This window comes from Pseudomonas sp. KBS0710, assembly GCF_005938045.2.
Lineage (GTDB): Bacteria > Pseudomonadota > Gammaproteobacteria > Pseudomonadales > Pseudomonadaceae > Aquipseudomonas.
On sequence record NZ_VCCF02000001.1, the window covers coordinates 2,317,609 to 2,335,617 of the forward strand.

Consider the following 18,009-nt stretch of genomic DNA (forward strand, 5'->3'; position numbering starts at 1 on the left):
TCGAAATAGGTGGTTGCGTAAACGCCATCCTAGGGACCAGGATTAAGACAATCAAAAAATTGTCATGGATACATCACCTATGCCGCGCGCCCGCTACAAGTCGCTGGTCGACACCTTTGCCCAGGACATCCGCAGCGGCGCACTGGCGCCCGGTACCCGTCTGCCCACGCACCGACAATTGGCCGCTGCACATGGCCTGGCGTTGGTCACCGCCAGCCGGGTGTACACCGAGCTTGAGGCCATGGGCCTGGTCAGCGGCGAAACCGGGCGCGGCACCTTTGTGCGGGAAATCGCTTTGCCGCCGGGGCAGGGCAGTGGGCAGATGAATGTGGCCACCGGCATGCTCGACCTGAATTTCAATTACCCCTCGCTGCCCGGTCAGGCAGACCTGCTGCGCACCGCTCTGCGCCAATTGGCGCTGTCGGGCGACCTGGAAGCGTTGCTGCGTTACCAGCCACACGCCGGTCGCTTGCACGAGCGGGCCGCTGTGGCGCGGCATCTGTTGAGCCGAGGCCTGGCGGTTGAGGCGGAGCAGGTACTGATGGTCAGTGGTGCCCAGCATGGCCTGGCGGTGACGATGATGGCGTTGCTCAAGCCTGGGGATGTGATTGCCGTGGATGCGCTGACCTATTCAGGCTTCAAGGTGCTGGCCGAAACCCTGCACCTGGAAATCGTCGCCATCCCGGTCACCGCCAGCGGTCCGGATCTGGCGTTCCTGCACGCGCTGTGCCGCAAGCGCCCGGTGCGTGCGGTGTACAGCATTCCAACCCTGCATAACCCGCTGGGCTGGGTGTTGAGCCTTGCGCAACGCGAGCAACTGATTGCCATCGCGCGTGAGCACCATCTGATGCTGATTGAGGACGCGGCCTACGCGTTCCTGGCCGAGGAGGCGCCGCCGCCGCTGGCGACGTTGGCGCCTGAATGCACGGTGTACGTGGGCGGGCTTTCCAAAAGTGTCGCCACGGGTTTGCGCGTCGGATTTATCGCCGCGCCGCCAGCCTGGGTAAAAAAGCTGGAGCGCACGATCATGGCCACCACCTGGAACGTGCCAGGGGTGATGAGCGCAATTGCGGTGGGTTGGATCGAAGACGGCACGGTCGCGAAACTCGAAGCGCAAAAGCGCCAGGACGCACGGGCACGCCAAGCCTTGGCTGCGCAGGTGCTCAAGGGCGTGCCTTACATCAGCCATCCGTGTTCGTATTTTTTGTGGTTGCCGCTGGGGGACGAGGCGCGGGCCGATCAGGTGGCCATGGCCTTACAACGCGAGCAGATTTCCGTGTCCACCGCCGAGCCGTTTGCGGTCTCGGCCACCGTGCCGCACGCGCTACGCGTGGCGCTGGGTTCGGTGAGCATGGCCGCGTTGGGCGCGGCGCTGGTGAAGGTCCGGGAAGCGGTGCGGTGGTGAGCCGCACCGGCTGGCATCAGTATTTGTAAGCCTGACGCCCGATCAGCAGCCAGTGGCCTTTTTGTTTCTGCCAGACCTGGAAGTTGTCGATATCGGTCGGCACTTCGACGCCGCTGTTCACGGCCAGGGCGTGAAAGTGGTTGCGCACCAGCGCGGTGTCGCCGTCCAGGGTGATGGTCTGGTTTTGCATTTCAAGGGTTTTGAACGCGCTGGTGTGGGTTTCCAGGTCAGCGATAAATTGCGCTTTGTTCTGCACCTTGCCGCTGGAGTGGCCATAGGTGAGCTTGTCGGAAGTCAGGGCGTGCAGCGCCTTGAGGTCCAGGTGCAGCATGGCTTGGGTCAGTTGGTCGACCGCTTGGGCCACATCCTTTTCGGCCGGGGCAGGCGCAGCTGCGACGTAGCCGGTGAACAGGCACAGAAAACCGATCAGCACTTTGACGTTTGGCATGGGTGTTTCCTTATTGTTGTTGGGGGTGAACACGACCGCTGTAGTCGTCGTACAACCATGCAATATTTTCGGTGGGGAAGGAAAGTGAAATTTTGAAATATCTTGAAAAGATTAGGCTTAATGACGTTATAAACAGAGAGGGTTCTTGTACGACGTCCCAACACATCAAATAAGTGCGAGCGACGCGCCTTGTCGCTTCCAGCCCGATAAGCCGGTCGCTATGCTACTGCGCAAATAACAAACCGTCTGAGAGACAACATGGATTTTGACTGGCACAGCGACCCCATCACCCGCGCCACTCCCGTGACCCCACACTATAAAAATACCCAGAACGTTCGCCGTTTCATGCTTGAACACTGCGGCCCGGCATTCAAGTTCGACCGGCCGTTCATGGCCTGGATCCGCAACGATTCGCCCAAAACCTTGGGCGATGTGGTGGATGAGTGGCAACGCCGCAACGAGGACGCACGCCCATGACCCGCGACGAAAAATACCAGGCTGCCCAGGAGCGCATGGGCTATCGGCTGGAAGCGTTCAAAGTCGGCGGTAACTACACGCCGTTGGTGCGCGATGGTAACCACCTGTATATCAGCGGCCAGATTCCGCGTGTCGGCGACACCCTTATGCTGCCGGGCAAGGTCGGTGAAAGCCTGACCCTGGCCCAGGCGCAAATCGCCGCCGGTATCAGCGCGTTGCGTTGCCTGGGGTTGCTCAAGCAGGCGCTGGGTTCGCTGGATCAGGTCAAGGCCATCGCGCGTATCACCGTGTATGTGCGCAGCGCAGAAGACTTTGATCAGCAGAGTGAAGTGGCCAACGGTGCGTCGGACCTGTTCCACGAAATCCTCGGCGCTGCCGGTGTGCATACGCGCACCTCGGTTGGGGTGATGCAGTTGCCTAAATCGGCGGCGGTTGAGATCGACATGATTGCTGTCGCACACGGTTGAGTGACCGATGATTACCCAAGGGCTTGAGGTACTGATCGACTACGGCGTGCACTTGGCGCCGGGTCTGTTGCTGTTTGGCGCGTGGTTCGCGTTGACGCCAAGGGCGCAGGTGGCGATGCGCATCCTGATCCTGTTGGCGGCGTTTGTGCTGATGCGCGATGCGATGACGCCGCTGGGCATGTGGGCGGTAAGCCGCGATGTGCAGATCGCATTCAGTGGCAATGCCTTCGTGCTGGCGGCGCTGGGCGGGCTGTCGGTTTTGCTGATCATGCTGCTCTCACGCCTTGCACCGGAGTTGTGGCGGTTGATGCGTTGGTCCATTGGCAATCCGTTGGTTGGCATGGCGGTGGGGCTTGTGGTCGGCTGTCTGATCGGCGTGCCGCTGCGGGTTTACCAAGGCATCGAGGCGTCCGGGTTCCACGGCTATTGGGTGTGGCTGCCCGGCATGGTGGTATTGGCCTATGGCGCCAATGCGTTGGAGGAAGTGCTGTTTCGCGGTTTTTTGCAGGGTTACCTGGAGCAACAGGTCTCGCCCTTGCGCGCCGCATTGATCAGTGGCGTGGCCTTTGCGGCCTGCCATGCATTCCTGGCCTTGAGTGTTACCCAACTGGGTTGGCCGGTGTTGCTGTTCACCCTGCTTGAAGGGTTGGCCTGCGCACTGGTGCGCATGCGTTACGGCGTGCTGCCCGCAGCACTGGCCCACGGCACCGCCATCCTGCTGATCGCTGTGCCCTACATGGCCTGACCTGAAACACAAACAGCTGAAATACAGTCAAAATGTGGGAGCGGGCTTGCTCGCGAAGACGGTGTGTCAGGCACCTGATGCATCGCCTGACACGGCGCTTTCGCGAGCAAGCCCGCTCCCACAGGTAGATCATGTTCAGGCCGTTGTGGCTCTGTATGGCTTGATGTGAAACACAGCCAAAACTGTGGGAGCTGGCTTGCCTGCGATAGCGTCAGGTCAGCCAGCATAGTTGTCACTGAAAGGCCGCCATCGCAGGCAAGCCAGCTCCCACAGGTTGACCGCGTTCAGGCAGTTGCGGCTCTACATGGTTTGACTTGAAATACAGTCAAAATGTGGGAGCGGGCTTGCTCGCGAAGAGGGTGTGTCAGTCACCTGATGCATCGCCTGACACGGCGCTTTCGCGAGCAAGCCCGCTCCCACAGGTAGATCATGTTCAGGCCGTTGTGGCTCTGTATGGCTTGATGTGAAACACAGCCAAAACTGTGGGAGCTGGCTTGCCTGCGATAGCGTCAGGTCAGCCAGCATAGTTGTCACTGAAAGGCCGCCATCGCAGGCAAGCCAGCTCCCACAGGTTGACCGCGTTCAGGCAGTTGCGGCTCTACATGGTTTGACTTGAAATACAGTCAAAATGTGGGAGCGGGCTTGCTCGCGAAGAGGGTGTGTCAGTCACCTGATGCATCGCCTGACACGGCGCTTTCGCGAGCAAGCCCGCTCCCACAGGTAGATCATGTTCAGGCCGTTGTGGCTCTGTATGGCTTGATGTGAAACACAGCCAAAACTGTGGGAGCTGGCTTGCCTGCGATAGCGTCAGGTCAGCCAGCATAGTTGTCACTGAAAGGCCGCCATCGCAGGCAAGCCAGCTCCCACAGGTTGACCGCGTTCAGGCAGTTGCGGCTCTACATGGTTTGACTTGAAATACAGTCAAAATGTGGGAGCGGGCTTGCTCGCGAAGACGGTGTGTCAGGCACCTGATGCATCGCCTGACACGGCGCTTTCGCGAGCAAGCCCGCTCCCACAGGTAGATCGTGTTCAGGCCGTTGTGGCTCTACATGGCTTGATGTGAAATACAGCTCCCACAATGTTTACAGCGGCGGTGTGCGTGGCGGGATAAGGCGTTTGCTGCCGGTGGCTTCGAACGCACTGGCGAAGCTCAGCAGCGCCGAATCATCGTAAGCCCGGCCGGCAAAGGTCAGGCCGACCGGCATGCCGATGTCGGCCATTACGCCCATCGGCACGGTGACGGTGGGCACGCCGAGATGGCGGATGGCGAGGTTGCCGTTGGCGACCCACACGCCATTGCTCCAGGCGATGTCGGCACTGGCTTCATTCACGTCGGCATCTGCCGGGCCTACATCGGCCACAGTCGGGAACAACACCGCATCCAGCCCAAGCCTGTCCATCCAGTCTTCCAGGTCGATGCGCCGGGTTTGCTCCAGACCGCGCAAGCCGTCCGGCACGGTGCTGATCTCGTTCCACGGCGTGATGCCGCGCTCGGCCATGCGCACGTATTCGTCCATGCCGGCGGCCAGGTCATCCTCACGGTTGGGCAGGGTGCCTGGGTCGTGCGGGAAGATTTTCGGCCCGTCTACATCCGCCAGGCGGTTGAGTGCCGGGTCGTTGTTGGCGCGCAGGAAGTCATCAAAAGCCCAGGCCGACAGTTCCCACAATTCGTCGTGCAGAAACTCCTTGGAGACCAGCCCACGGGTAAACACGGTCGGCGCGCCAGGGCGATCGCCTTCGCAGTTGGACACCAGCGGGAAATCCACCTCGATTACTTCAGCACCGGCAGCTTGCAGCGCCTGGCGTGCACCTTCCCACAGGTCGATCACGCTGGCGCGGGTGTTGATCTTCTGCCCGGTCGGCCCGCCAATGCCGGGCTTTTCGCTGGTGCCCGCCTCGGGGTCGGCATTGATGTACATGCGCGGCACGCCGAAACGTTTACCGGCAAGGGCTTCGCTGCTCACCGCCAAGTCGGCGTAAGACGCGGGGCGCACCGACGCCACGCTCGGGATCGGCACCCAGGGTTGCAGGCGCCACAGGTCGCCACGGGTGTCAGGGTCTTCGGCGACCACCACATCGAGCACTTCCAGCAGGTCGGCCATGGTGCGTGCATAGGGCACCACCACGTCCATGGTCGGCGTGAGCGGCCAGTTGCCGCGTACCGAAATCACCCCACGCGACGGCGTATAGGCGCACAAGCCGTTGTTGGACGCCGGGCCGCGCCCGCTCGACCAGGTTTCTTCAGCCACACCGAACGCGGCGAAGCTTGCCGCCGTGGCGGTGCCCGCGCCATTGGACGAGCCGGAGGCAAACGGTGCAGTCAGGTAGTCGGCGTTGTAAGGGCTTTCGGCACGGCCATACACACCGCGCTGCATCCCGCCATTGGCCATCGGTGGCATGTTGGTCTTGCCCAGGCAGATGGCGCCGCCCGCGCGCAGGCGTTCGATGGTGAAGGCGTCGCGTTGCGCAACCAGCTTGGCAAAGGCCGGGCTGCCGGATGCGGCCGTGAGGCCCTTGACCAGGTAGCTGTCCTTGGCGGTATAGGGAATGCCGTCCAGTGGCCCCAACGTTTCACCCCTGGCCCGGCGCGCATCGGAAGCCTCGGCTTCTTTAAGCGCTTCGGGGTTGCGCACCACCACGGCGTTCAACGCGGTGGCGGTCTGCGGGCCGTCGTAGGCATCGATCCGCGCCAGGTAGGCGTTTACCAGTTCAACGGCAGTGGTCTGGCCGGTTTCAAGCGCCGCGCGCAGTTGGGCAATGGAGACTTCGGTAACTTGCATCACGTTTTTTTCGCCGCCTTCAAGTGGGAGGTATGGCGGCAGTCTACGGACAGATATTTCACAAAACCAGCGCGGCATGCTCCGCATAGGCGGCGCGCATGACTTGCCACGTCGGCTCGTCAGCCGGAATCAGATGCTCGATACGCAGCGAGGTGAGGGTGATGTCCTGGGGCATGCCGAATGTGGTGAAGGTCGACAAAAAGCTCAGCTCGCCCTGGGGTGAGCGGATGCGCGTCAGCACCAGGGGCGGCATTTCCTCGGGCAGTTCGCAGTTGGCAGGCGTCGGCAGACTCGCTAATAAAACCGCCAATTCAGGATTGCCCAGCGCCTCACGGCTGGCGCGTTGCCAGGCGAGCGTGCGGATCTCTTCGGCGTTGATCAGATGGTCGCCCAAGCCGCCCGTTTGCAACAGCGTGGTCAGCAGGTTCAGCCCGTCTGCCGCATCCGCTTCAAGCCCCAACAATGCAAACAGAACGCCGGTGCTGGCATTCGCCGCCAGCACTTGCCACTGGCTGTCCAGCAGAATCGCCGGGGCCGGGTTGTTGGCGTGCAACACGTGGCTGACGGCTTCGCGAATCGCGGCCATGGCCGGTGAGGCGAGCGGGGTGGCGGTGTAGCGCGGCGCGTAGCCGGCGGCGAGGAACACGCGATTGCACTGCTCAAGCGGTACATCCAGCGCGGTCAATAAGTTGTGCAACGTGCCCGGGCTCGGCTTGGCGCGGCCGGTTTCGATGTAACTGAGGTGGCGTTGCGAAACCCCGGTGATCAGGGCCAGGTCCAGCTGGCTCAGCTTGGCGAGGCGACGCAGTTGGCGCAGCTGGTCGCCGGCAGTACTTTCCATGGCGGGTTCATAACCTGTGAGGTCATTGCGAGGGCCAAGACCTTATCACTATCGTGAGCTTCATTCACTTCAAGGACGAGACCATGCACAGACCCTCTATTGCCCTGATCGGACTAGTTGGATTTTCGCTGTACACGCTGGCGACGCTGCTCACCGCCGAGCAATCGCTGCTGGCTTTTGGGCGGCAATTGATGTCGCGGCCGGACACCGCGCAGGTGGTGATCGATCTGTACCTGATGGCGGTGCTGGCGTGTGTGTGGATGTATCGGGATGCGCGTGGGCGCGGGCGGACGGTGGTGTCTGTGCTGCCGTATTTCGCACTGACGGCGGTGTTTGTTTCGGTTGGGCCGTTGCTTTATATCGTAGTGAATGGCTTCACGCGGCAAACAGAGCGCTAAGGTCGAGCCGACTCTTGTGACAAGCCCGCTCGCCACCGAGGTAGGGGTTATGGGTTCAAAAACGCCTGGTAATTGTCTTTGGTGATCTGCTGATAAGGAATGGTCAGCTCAGCCACATAGGGTTCCTTCTTCACCATTTTCACCGCCAGGTCAATCGAGCCGACGGCCTGGCCTTTGTTGTCCTGATACACCGTCACCAGCAACTGGCCCTTTTTCACCGCGTCCAAACCCGCTGCGCCGCCGTCGCTGCCGGCTACCAGGATATCCTTGCCCGGCTGCATGCCCGCCTGGCTGATCGCCATGGCGGCGCCAATCGCCATTTCATCGGCATTCGCCGCCACGGCATCGATTTTGCGTCCGGACACAATCCAGTTGTTCATCAGGTCAATCGCCTTGCCGCGCTGCCATTCGGCGCTTTGCTCCTCGACAATCTTGATGTCCGGGTAATCCTTGAGCACCGTCTTCACCCCCAGCGTGCGGTTGTGCGTGGCGTTGTTGGACAGCAGCCCGAGCATGATCGCAAGGTTGCCCTTGCCACCCATTTTCTCTGCCAGGTAGCGCATCTGGATTTCCCCGGCCTTGATCTCATCCGAGCCGACATAGCCCACACCCGGCGGCACGTCCTTGAACTCCGGGCGGCGGTTGACGTACACCAGCGGGATCTTCGCCTGCTGCGCGTTAACGGTCATTTTCTGCGTGGCCGCCGTATCCACCGCATTGACGATAATCGCGTCCATGCCCTGGGCGGTGAAGTTCTGCACCTGGTTGAGCTGGCGCACCACATCGCCCTGGGCGTCTTCGAATTGCAAGGTCACGCCGGGTAGCTCCTTGGCGTGGGCGGCCATGTAGTCACGCATCTGTGCGAGGAACACATCGTCGACCTGGGCGATGCTCACGCCGATGCGGATATCGGCCCAGGCCCAGGGCGTAACAGCGAGGGTCAGCAGTGCCGCGAGTAGTTGCTTCTTCATGGTGGTGCTCCGTTGTTTTTGTTGTTGTAAAAGCAGTGTGATTCACGCCTGGCGCTTGGCCCGCAGCTGCGCCACGGCTGCGGCGAAGTGCGCAGAGGGCCAGCGTTCGTTGAGGGCTTGTTGCATGAGTTGTTGCCCGGTTTGTGGGGCGAGCCCGTGCAAGGGCGGGTCGGTGTCGAGGTTGGTGGGGAAGGCATAACCGTCGGCCGTGCAGGCGATCACCGCTTCGGCATTCAACGCAGGGTTGGCCAGCAGCACCGGGTACACCGCCAGCATCATGCGGTCGCGGTCGAGGGCCTCCATGGGTTTGCCGAACGCCGAGGAAATTTGCAGCAGGTTGGCCATGCGCCGGTGGTGGGTCGTGCGGTTGGTGCCCGCCGCGTGGAACAGCGCCGGGTTGAAGAACAGCAGGTCGCCCTTGTTCAGCGGCAATTGCACGGCGTGCTGCTGGAAGTAGTCGATAAACTCCGCACGGCGCCAGGCCAGGTAACCGAGCGGGTATTGCTGGGAGAAGGGCAGCAGTTGGGTCGGCCCGCTTTCCAGCGGCATATCCGAATGGGCCACCGCGCCTTGCAGCGTCAGGTATTGCGACAACAGGTGCAGCGGCAGCGGAAAGCGTTCAACCACCTCAGTGGTCTGAAAGCCCAGGTGATAGTCACGGTGCGGCTGCTGTGCCTGCCCGCCAGGGTGGACCACGTTGACTTGCGCGGTCATCTGAAAGCTCGGCCCCAGCCACGCTTCGGCGATCAAGCCGAGCAGCGGGTTGGCGTAGTACTCGGCAAACGATTCCGGCGACTGCAGCGCTGCTTTCTGCAGTGAATTCCAGATGCGCCCGTTGCTGCCGGCCTTGGCAAAATGGTCGGCGGCCACGCCTTGCGCAGCTTCATGGGCAAAGATCGCCTCGAACACCTGGCTATGGCGGTCGACTACCGCCAGGTCTTCATAGGCCTGGCGCACCACCATCACCCCTGGCCCGTCGCGGAACAGGCGGTGCAGCTCATTCATGACGCGCAGGCGCTCGCTGTTGCGTAAAGTGCTGGCCTGATAGACCGGCACATTGCTGACCACTTCTGCACACAGCGGGTAATCCTCGGCGCTGGTGTATTGGGCGCAAATACGGCTGAAATCCGCCAGGTGCACCGCCGCGCCGGTCACGAACGCCGACATCACACACCTCCCGGCAGGCTCAGCGCCTGGTGCGGTTGCGGGCTGCCACTGTCGGTGCAGCCGACCACGCCTTGCTCCAGGTCGATCACCGCGCCGGTCATCATCCCGGCTTCACGCGAGAGCAAAAACGCCACGCTTTGCGCCACTTCTTCGGGCTTGAGCAGCCGCCCGAACGGCTGTGCGCGCTCGGCCTCGGCCAGCCAGCCGTCTTGCGCACCGTGGTATTGGCGCTGGATCTGATCCTCGTGAGGCGTGTCCATCCAGCCGATATTCAGGCCATTCACGCGGATGCGATTGCGCAGCGCGCTGAATGCCACGTTCTTGGTCAAAATCGCCAGCGCGCCCTTGGACGCCGCATAGGCACTTAAAAACGACTGCCCGCCATGCCCGGTGACGCTCTGGATATTCACCACCGCACCTTCCACACCGGTGCTGATCATCAGCTTGAGTGCTTCCTGCATCAGAAAAAACGGCGCCCGCACGTTCACCGCAAACAGCCGATCAAACAGTTCGGGCGAGGTGTCGAGGATGGTGCCGCGATCCGACATGCCGGCGCAGTTCACCAGCCCGTGCAGGGTGCCGAAGTGGGTGCGTGCTGCGTCGATGATCGCGCGGCAATCCTCGACGTTTTCCAGGTCGGCCTCGACAAAAAATGCCTGGCAATCGAGCAGTGCCAGTTGCCGGGCCTGTTCTTCGCCTTCGGCACGGCGGCGCCCGCAGATGATCAACCCGGCAGCGCCGCGCTGCGCCAAGGTATGCGCCACGGCAGCGCCCAGACCCTGAGTGCTGCCGGTGACGACAAAATATTGGCCGGTGAATGTGCGGGTGAGATCGGTGTGAGGCATGCGGTTCTCCTGAAATTTTTGTTGTTTTGTCGACCTGGCTCGACGCCGGGCAAAACTGAGACTAGCATTGCAAAACCTCAGTAACGCCCAAAAAAGACCTCAAAAACACCTCAGGCGAACCGCATGCTCGAACGCGCAAAACACTTCTCCATCAAGCAACTCGCGACCCAGGCCGGTGTGAGCAAAGCCACGGTCGACCGCGTGTTGCACCAGCGCGGCAGCGTGCATGCGCAGACCACCCGGCGTATCGAGCAAGCGCTGGATGAGTTGGAGGCCCAGGAAAAAAACGGCCTGGCGGTGGGGCGCACCTTTCACGTCGATGTGATCATGCACACGCCCCAACGCTTCAGCGCGGCGGTGCAGGCGGCGATCACCGCGCAATTGGGCAGCTTGGCGCCGTTTCGCATCGCGCCGCGTTTTCACCTGTTTGAAGAAATCGAACCCCAGGCCATGCACGATCAGTTGCTGCGCTGCCTCGACACCGGCAGCCAGGGCGTGGTGCTTAAAGCAGCGGATGAGCCGGCGGTGAATCAGGCCGTGAAGCAGTTGATCGCGGCGGGCATTCCGGTGGTGACCCTGGTCACGGATCTGCCGCAAAGCGAGCGCATTGGCTATGTGGGCATGGACAACCGCACCGCCGGCCAAACCGCCGCCTACCTGATGTCGCGCTGGCTGCCGGCGCAGCCCCAGGACGTGGCGGTGGTGATCGGCAGCGAACTGTTCCGTGGCGAGGAAGAACGCGAGATGGGCTTTCGCGCCTGGCTACGCGGGCGTGCCGCGCACCTGCGAGTGCTGGATATCAGCGGCGGCTACGGCGTGTACGACCGCACCTTTGAGCGCGTCACCCAGGCCCTGAAGCAACATCCCGAGCTCAAGGCGGTGTACAGCGTCGGCGGCGGTAACCGCGCGATTGTCGACGCCTTCGCCGCGCTCGAACGCCCGCTGGAGGTGTTTATCGGCCATGACCTGGACGAAGAAAACCGCCAGTTGCTGCTGGAAGAAAAAGTCGCCGCGATCATCGACCACAACCTGCAGATCGATGCCCGCAGCGTGTTTTTGCACATTCTGCAACACCACCGGCTATGGAAAGCCGGGCCGATTGCGCCGTCACAGGTGCAGATCGTTACACCGTTCAACCTGCCGGACTGAAGCTCCCTCAATAACAATTCCAGGAGTTCGACCATGCTACGTATTGCCGTTTTAGGTGCCGGGCGCATCGCCAAAATCCACGCCGCCAACGTCGCCGCTCACCCCAACGCCACGCTGGTGCTGGTGGCCGACCCCTGGCGCGAAGGTGTCGACGCGCTCAGCACACAATTGGGCTGCGAAGCGGCCTATGACTGCGCCGCCGTGCTCGCCCGCCAAGACATTGATGCCGTGGTGATCGGCACGCCCACCGACACCCATATCGACCTGCTGCTGGCAGCGGTGGCCGCAGGCAAGGCGGTGCTGTGCGAAAAGCCCATCGACCTGGATATCGCCAAGGCCCGCAGCGCCGCCCAAGCCGTCGAACGCCTGGGCGGCAAGGTGATGCTCGGTTTCAACCGACGTTTTGACCCCGACATGCTGCGCCTGCGCCAGGCGCTGGACGCCGGCCAGATCGGCGCCGTGCGCCAGGTGATCATCACCAGCCGCGACCCCGGCCTGGCGCCGCGTGACTACTTGGAACATTCCGGTGGCATCCTGCGCGACATGACCATCCACGACTTCGACACCGCCCGCCACCTGCTCGGCGAGGAACCGGTGGAAGTCAGTGCGTTCGCCAGCCGCCTGGTGGACCCGAGCCTGGCCGACATCGACGACTACGACAGTGTCATGGTGCTGCTGCGCACCGCCTCCGGCAAGCAATGCCACATCAACTGCTGCCGCCAGGCGGTGTATGGCTATGACCAGCGCGTCGAAGTGTCCGGCGCCACGGGCGTGTTGCTCACCGACAACCACCGCCCCAGCACGTTGCGCCATTGGAGTGCCGACCATACGGAGGCGCTGGAACCTTTGCAGCACTTTTTCCTGGAACGTTACGCGGAGGCTTATCGCAATGAGTTGGCGCAGTTTATTGACGCGCTGAACGCTGGCCGCACGTTACCGACCAGCGTGCGTGATGGGCTGTATGCGTTGCACTTGGCGGAATGTGCGTTGGAGTCGGTGAGGTCAGGCAAAAGTATCGCCGTCAATTATGAGTTCTAACTCAACGCGGCGAGCGATGTCGGCCCCGTCCAAAGTCCGAGGGTGGATAGAGCAACGTCAGGAATAGCTTATCTTCCACCGTGAGGGTAACGTTTAGGCCTATTTCCGATTGTTTCCATAAGACCACGTCACTGAGAGGGTAGTGCATGATTGATTTCTCATCATAGGGTCGGGTAATGACATCGGCAGGCTTAAGTTTTCTTAAAATATTTGAATAAGTGTCCGATTGACGCCAGTTGTATCTATTCTTGAAGTATCTGTAGGCGTTAGGTGTGTTGAAATCCAGGCGCCTGTCAGGGTGTTGATGCTCATGCTCCAAACCTAGGGCATGCCCGAATTCATGCATGATATTTGCCTCAAGATTTCCAGTCGAAGGGGGGAAATCAATGTGCATGGTCGGCTCATCGGCACGCACCGTTAACGCGTTGGTTCCAAGTGTGGACCAAGTACCCGTTCCGTCTTTGGCGGTGGAGATACGAATATTGCCGTATGTGCCTTCAACAAAATTCAGTTGCAGGTTAATAAGTCCGGAGAAAGTCTCTTCGATGACTCTTCTTATATAGTCCTTCTGGAACTCGGTTGCGCCCATAAATGCAATGGTAATGGTCGCGTGCTGAGGCCATAACGCTTGCTTGTTAGCCACGCCACGTTTAACTCGACTAACAGCAGATGTGCTGGGTGTCTCACTACTTGTTGCTGGGTTGTTCGGGTCAATCGAATAGGGCGTGTGATAGATACCAGGGTTTGAAGTTATCATGCGTTTCCCCTTCAGGCTAAGAGCAGCTGAGTGGTGGTGTCTATTTGCATGAAATAGTGGTCTGCATGGCGACTTTAGTTCCAGTCAACAGTAGGAAGCGACCATGCCGCCGAGAAGAAAACCGCCTGAGCTTGTGAACTCGAGGCGGTCGTATAGAGGTGGTGTCAGACGCCTTTGGTCGACGGCAGCAATATCGTGAGGATGCCCGCCAGTGGCAGGAACGAGCAGATCTTATACACGTATTCAATACCGTGGTTATCGGCCAGCAAGCCCAGCAACGCGGCGCCAATGCCGCTGAAGCCGAACATCAGGCCGAAGAAGATACCGGCGATCATGCCCACATTGCCCGGCACCAGTTCCTGGGCGAAGACCACGATGGCCGAGAAGGCCGAGGCGATGATAAAGCCGATCACCACGCTGAGCACGGCGGTCCAGAACAGGTCGACGTAGGGCAGGGCCAGGGTGAAGGGTGCAGCGCCGAGGATTGAGAACCAGATGACTTTCTTGCGCCCGATCTTGTCGCCAATCGGGCCACCGGCGAAGGTGCCCACGGCCACCGCGCCAAGGAACAGGAACAGGTACATCTGGGAGCTGGCCACCGACAGCTGGAACTTCTCGATCAGGTAGAAGGTGAAGTAGCTGGTCAGGCTGGTCATGTAGAAGTATTTGGAGAACACCAGCAGCGCCAGCACCACCAGGGCAAAGGTCACGCGGCCTTTGGACAGGCCGTGGGTGGCCTTGCCACCTTGCTTGAGCTTGAACAGGTTGAGGTGGTTGCGGTACCAGCGGCTCAGGCCATAGAGCACCAGGATCGCAAACACGGCGAAGAGCCCGAACCAGGCGATATGGCTCTGGCCGTAAGGAATGATGATCGCGGCCGCCAGCAACGGGCCGAAGGCGCTGCCGGTGTTGCCGCCGACCTGGAAGGTCGATTGCGCCAGGCCATAACGCCCGCCGGAGGCCAGGCGCGCGACGCGCGAGGTTTCCGGGTGGAAGGTCGAGGAGCCGACGCCCACCAAGGCAGCGGCCAGCAAAATCGCCGGGAAAGTGCCGACAAACGCCAGCATCAGAATGCCGATCAAGGTACACACCATCCCGGCCGGCAGCAGCCAGGGCTTGGGATGGCGGTCGGTGTGGTAGCCGATCCAGGGTTGCAGCAACGAGGCGGTCAGTTGGAAGGTCAGGGTGATCAGGCCCACCTGGGTGAAGCTCAGCCCGTAGTTGGCCTTGAGCATCGGGTAGATCGAGGGCAGCACGGCCTGGATCAGGTCATTGATCAGGTGGGCCAGGGCGCAGGCGCCGAGGACGCGCATGACCAAGGGGCTCACTTGGGGTGTAGTGGTTGCAGCGGCGGGTGACGCGGTAACGGTCGTCATGCAGGCATTCCATACAGGGCAGCAAACTGAGGTGGCGAGTACTTGAGCCCGTCACCCATTTCTAATTGTTTCAGCGGTTATGCTAAATTCGGTGCCAATGCCTGTCTCACGAAATTCGGGAGGCAACTGTCGCAAAAAGGGCGAAATGATCAAACCACTGAATGAATTTTTGCAGGAAATCGACGCAGGCGACTGGGCTGTGATCAGTTCCGCCACCGATTACCCCGAAAACTGGGTGATCCCCGAGCATAGCCACGAAAAGCACCAACTACTCTACGCCATCGAGGGCGTGATGGTGGTGCACTCGGCGCAGAGCCAATGGACGGTGCCGTCCAACCGTGGCTTCTGGATGCCTTGCGGGCAAGTCCATTCGCTGCGCTGTGTGGGCCCGCTGAAAATGCGCAGTGTGTTTGTACGCCCCGATGCGTTCCCGAACCTGCCGACCGAGACCAAGGCGGTGAGCGTTTCACCGTTGCTGAGTGAGTTGATCAAGGCGTCGGTGAGTTTGAAGCCGCCGTATGCCGAGGACTCACGCGATGCGCGGATCATGCACCTGATCCTCGATGAACTGGCGATTCTACCGGCGTTGCCGCTGTCGTTGCCGCAACCTGGCGACCCGCGTATCAACCAGATTTGTCTGGCGCTGCAGCAGGATCCTGGGGATGCGTCGACCGTGGAGGATTGGAGTGGGCGGCTTGAGCTGGACCAGAAAACCATCCAGCGTCTGTTTCGCAAGGAAACCGGGCTGACCTTCGGCCAATGGCGCCAGCAGGCGCGGTTGCTGCTGGCGCTGGAGCGGATTGCGGTGGGGCAGAAGATTATCGATGTCGCGATCGAATTGGGTTACGAGAGCCCGAGCGCCTTTACCAGCATGTTCAAAAAGCAGTTTGGCAAGACGCCGAGTCAGTTTTTCAGGTAGAGCGGCTGGCCATCAACCCCGGCGCTGAGTGCCGCGCAGCCAGGCCTGCCAGCAGCGCGGCAAGCCCCAGCGTGGCTGCGCTGAGTTCAAAGGTCGCCTGATAACCGCTGTGGTCGAACGCCAGGCCACCGACAGTGGCACCGGCAGTGATTGCCAATTGAATGATCGCCACCATCAATCCACCGCCGGCTTCGGCATCGTCCGGCAACACCTGTGCCAGCCAAGTCCACCAACCCACCGGCGCGGCGGTCGCCACGAAGCCCCAGCAGCCAAGCAACACGGCTGTGGTGATCGGCGAGCCGCCGAAGGTCACCAGGGCCACGGCAATCACCGCCATGATCAATGGAATGGCAATCAGCACAGGGTACAGGCGGTTTTTCAGCACACGCTCTATCAGCACAGTACCCGCCAGCCCGGCCAGGCCGAGCACCAACAGCATCAACGAGAGTGTGGAGGTGCTGACTCGGGTGACGCTTTCCAAAAACGGACGCAGGTAAGTGAATAGCATGAACTGGCCCATGAAAAAGCCGCTGATGGCGAGCATGCCCAGGGCGACAGGTGTCTGTTTGAACAAGCGCAGCACGTTGCCAGTCTTGGCTTGGCCTTGCACCTTGATCGCGGGCAAGCTGAACAGCAGCCATAGGCCCGCCGCTACCGCCACCGGCACGACGCAGAAGAATGCGCCACGCCAACCGATCAGTGCGCCAAGAAAGCTGCCCAAGGGCGCCGCGATCACCGTTGCCAGCGCGTTGCCGCCATTCACTATCGCCAGCGCGCGCGGTACTTGGGCCGTGGGCACCAGGCGCATGGCGGTCGCCGCCGACAGCGACCAGAAGCCGCCAATGGCCACGCCGATCAGCGCGCGACCGAGCATGAACGTCAAGTAATTCGGCGCCAGCGCCACCACGGTTCCAGACAGGATCATCACGACGATCAATGCCAACAGCAGACGCTTGCGCTCCACCCGCGCAGCGACGGCGGCGATGACCAGGCTGGTAAACAGCGCGAACAGACCGGACACCGAGATGCCTTGGCCGGCCTGGCCTTCGGAAATCTGCAGGTCGGTGGCCAACGGCGTCAGCAGGCTTACCGGCATGAACTCGGAGGCCACCAGTGCGAACGCCGCCAACGACATCGCAAACACTGCGGCCCAGCTATGCATCTGTGATTTATCGGACATTATTTCAACTGGCCTTTGAAGAAGGTGGCGAGTCTGTCGAAAGGGATCAGATCGACCCGATCGTAAAGATCGACATGGCCTGCGCCGGGGATGATCACCAGTTCCTTGGGCTCGGCCGCGCGTTGGTAGGCGTCTTCACTGAACTCCCGTGAGTGCGCGTCGGCGCCGGCGATCAATAACAGCGGGCGCGGGGAGAGCGTCTCGATATCGTTGAAGGGGTAGAAGTTCAGGAACTTGACGTTACTGGTCAGAGTCGGCCGCGTGGTGGTTTGCGGCGAGCCGCCGACGGGGGTGAATTCGCCGCGCGCCGTGCGGTAGAAATCGTAGAACTCGTCCCCCACCGCATCGCCGGTGAGGGTGTGTGGCGTGCCGCCGGTGTAGACGGTCTCGCCGCCCTGGAATTCCACATAGCGCTGATTGGCGGCCTGGCGCAGCAGTTGCTGACGTTGCGCCAGGGTCACGCTATGTTTGAGGCCATTGCGGTTGGCCGCACCCATGTCGTACATGCTCACGGTAGCGATTGCCTTGAAGCGTGGGTCGATCTTCGCGGCGGCGATGGCGAAGCTGCCACTGCCGCAAATACCGATTACACCGATGCGCTCGCGATCAACCTGCGGGCGGGTACCGAGGAAATCCACGGCGGCGCTGAAGTCCTCGACGTAGAGGTCGGGCAGTACCGCATTGCGTGGTGAGCCTGCGCTGTCGCCCCAGAATGACAAGTCCAGAGACAGGGTGATGAAGCCTTGTTCGGCCATTTTGGTGGCGTAGAGGTCTGCGCTCTGCTCTTTGACGGCACCCATCGGGTGGCCAACCACAAGGGCTGCGTTTTTGGCGCTGGGGGCGAGGTTTTTCGGCATGAACAAATGGCCTGCGACCGGCATGCCGTATTGGTTGTTGAAGGTGACGTTTTGCACCGTCACTTTGTCGCTTTTGTAGAAGTTGTCAGCACCCTTGGACATATCGGCTCCCAATGAAGAAAAAGACGTCAGCAGCACGCTCAGGGCGAGCAAAAGGCTTTTCATGGCGTGATCCCAGAGAAGGTCGGT

The 18,009-nt window shown here is 61.2% G+C and carries 18 protein-coding genes; 8 read left to right on the plus strand and 10 right to left on the minus strand.

The window, feature by feature from the left end; translation table 11 throughout:
• The first annotated feature begins 79 nt into the window (after nucleotides 1–79).
• Nucleotides 80–1,405, plus strand: coding sequence for a PLP-dependent aminotransferase family protein (locus FFI16_RS10645; protein ID WP_138815245.1), 1,326 nt, complete (start codon nucleotides 80–82; stop codon nucleotides 1,403–1,405).
• 16 nt (nucleotides 1,406–1,421) lie between these two features.
• Here the strand turns inward: FFI16_RS10645 and FFI16_RS10650 are convergent, their stop codons facing one another.
• Complete coding sequence (locus FFI16_RS10650; RefSeq protein ID WP_056860201.1) at nucleotides 1,422–1,853, minus strand: nuclear transport factor 2 family protein; 432 nt, start codon at nucleotides 1,851–1,853, stop codon at nucleotides 1,422–1,424.
• Nucleotides 1,854–2,111: 258 nt separating this feature from the next.
• Here FFI16_RS10650 and FFI16_RS10655 point away from each other — a divergent pair, with 258 nt between their 5' ends.
• The 3 genes from FFI16_RS10655 to FFI16_RS10665 are packed head-to-tail and all read left to right on the plus strand — an operon-like array spanning nucleotide 2,112 to nucleotide 3,542.
• Complete coding sequence (locus FFI16_RS10655; RefSeq protein WP_138815246.1) at nucleotides 2,112–2,330, plus strand: DUF6434 domain-containing protein; 219 nt, start codon at nucleotides 2,112–2,114, stop codon at nucleotides 2,328–2,330.
• Entirely contained in the window at nucleotides 2,327–2,797 is a 471-nt protein-coding gene (locus FFI16_RS10660; RefSeq protein WP_138815247.1) for a RidA family protein, read from the plus strand. Before FFI16_RS10655 ends, FFI16_RS10660 begins: the two co-directional genes overlap by 4 nt.
• A gap of 7 nt (nucleotides 2,798–2,804) precedes the next feature.
• Complete coding sequence (locus tag FFI16_RS10665) at nucleotides 2,805–3,542, plus strand: CPBP family intramembrane glutamic endopeptidase (protein WP_138815248.1); 738 nt, start codon at nucleotides 2,805–2,807, stop codon at nucleotides 3,540–3,542.
• Between the two features lie 1,082 nt (nucleotides 3,543–4,624).
• Here FFI16_RS10665 and FFI16_RS10670 read toward each other — a convergent pair.
• Nucleotides 4,625–6,325, minus strand: coding sequence for an amidase (locus tag FFI16_RS10670; RefSeq protein WP_138815249.1), 1,701 nt, complete (start codon nucleotides 6,323–6,325; stop codon nucleotides 4,625–4,627).
• Between the two features lie 55 nt (nucleotides 6,326–6,380).
• Complete coding sequence (locus FFI16_RS10675; RefSeq protein WP_138815250.1) at nucleotides 6,381–7,163, minus strand: helix-turn-helix domain-containing protein; 783 nt, start codon at nucleotides 7,161–7,163, stop codon at nucleotides 6,381–6,383.
• A gap of 83 nt (nucleotides 7,164–7,246) precedes the next feature.
• Here FFI16_RS10675 and FFI16_RS10680 point away from each other — a divergent pair, with 83 nt between their 5' ends.
• The gene (locus FFI16_RS10680) at nucleotides 7,247–7,561 is read left to right on the plus strand and encodes a DUF2834 domain-containing protein (protein WP_138815251.1); all 315 of its coding nucleotides are present in this window, start codon (nucleotides 7,247–7,249) and stop codon (nucleotides 7,559–7,561) included.
• A gap of 47 nt (nucleotides 7,562–7,608) precedes the next feature.
• On the opposite strand, the gene FFI16_RS10685 is transcribed toward FFI16_RS10680, so the two are convergent.
• The 3 genes from FFI16_RS10685 to FFI16_RS10695 are packed head-to-tail and all read right to left on the minus strand — an operon-like array spanning nucleotide 7,609 to nucleotide 10,544.
• A complete protein-coding gene (locus FFI16_RS10685; RefSeq protein WP_138815252.1) occupies nucleotides 7,609–8,532 on the minus strand; it encodes a sugar ABC transporter substrate-binding protein in 924 nt (307 codons plus the stop codon).
• A gap of 42 nt (nucleotides 8,533–8,574) precedes the next feature.
• A complete protein-coding gene (locus FFI16_RS10690) occupies nucleotides 8,575–9,699 on the minus strand; it encodes a phytanoyl-CoA dioxygenase family protein (protein WP_138815253.1) in 1,125 nt (374 codons plus the stop codon).
• On the minus strand, nucleotides 9,699–10,544 hold the full coding sequence (locus tag FFI16_RS10695; RefSeq protein ID WP_138815254.1) for an SDR family oxidoreductase: 846 nt from the start codon (nucleotides 10,542–10,544) through the stop codon (nucleotides 9,699–9,701). The genes FFI16_RS10690 and FFI16_RS10695 overlap by 1 nt, the downstream gene beginning before the upstream one ends.
• 123 nt (nucleotides 10,545–10,667) lie before the next feature.
• On the opposite strand from FFI16_RS10695, the gene FFI16_RS10700 reads away from it, so the two are divergent.
• Nucleotides 10,668–11,693: a LacI family DNA-binding transcriptional regulator gene (locus FFI16_RS10700; protein ID WP_138815255.1), complete on the plus strand. Its 1,026-nt coding sequence runs from the start codon at nucleotides 10,668–10,670 to the stop codon at nucleotides 11,691–11,693.
• A gap of 33 nt (nucleotides 11,694–11,726) precedes the next feature.
• The gene (gene iolG, locus FFI16_RS10705) at nucleotides 11,727–12,731 is read left to right on the plus strand and encodes an inositol 2-dehydrogenase (RefSeq protein WP_138815256.1); all 1,005 of its coding nucleotides are present in this window, start codon (nucleotides 11,727–11,729) and stop codon (nucleotides 12,729–12,731) included.
• A 1-nt stretch (nucleotide 12,732) separates the two neighbouring features.
• Here iolG and FFI16_RS10710 read toward each other — a convergent pair whose 3' ends face one another.
• Together FFI16_RS10710 and FFI16_RS10715 are read right to left on the minus strand one after the other, a co-directional pair.
• A complete protein-coding gene (locus FFI16_RS10710) occupies nucleotides 12,733–13,488 on the minus strand; it encodes a M12 family metallopeptidase (RefSeq protein ID WP_138815257.1) in 756 nt (251 codons plus the stop codon).
• A 164-nt stretch (nucleotides 13,489–13,652) separates the two neighbouring features.
• On the minus strand, nucleotides 13,653–14,864 hold the full coding sequence (locus FFI16_RS10715; protein ID WP_017138958.1) for an MFS transporter: 1,212 nt from the start codon (nucleotides 14,862–14,864) through the stop codon (nucleotides 13,653–13,655).
• Nucleotides 14,865–14,961: 97 nt separating this feature from the next.
• Here FFI16_RS10715 and FFI16_RS10720 point away from each other — a divergent pair, with 97 nt between their 5' ends.
• Complete coding sequence (locus FFI16_RS10720) at nucleotides 14,962–15,783, plus strand: helix-turn-helix domain-containing protein (RefSeq protein WP_138815258.1); 822 nt, start codon at nucleotides 14,962–14,964, stop codon at nucleotides 15,781–15,783.
• Here the strand turns inward: FFI16_RS10720 and FFI16_RS10725 are convergent.
• The gene (locus FFI16_RS10725) at nucleotides 15,776–16,963 is read right to left on the minus strand and encodes an MFS transporter (RefSeq protein ID WP_138815259.1); all 1,188 of its coding nucleotides are present in this window, start codon (nucleotides 16,961–16,963) and stop codon (nucleotides 15,776–15,778) included. The genes FFI16_RS10720 and FFI16_RS10725 overlap by 8 nt on opposite strands.
• Nucleotides 16,963–17,985, minus strand: coding sequence for an alpha/beta hydrolase (locus FFI16_RS10730; protein WP_138815260.1), 1,023 nt, complete (start codon nucleotides 17,983–17,985; stop codon nucleotides 16,963–16,965). Before FFI16_RS10730 ends, FFI16_RS10725 begins: the two co-directional genes overlap by 1 nt.
• Nucleotides 17,986–18,009 lie beyond the last annotated feature (24 nt).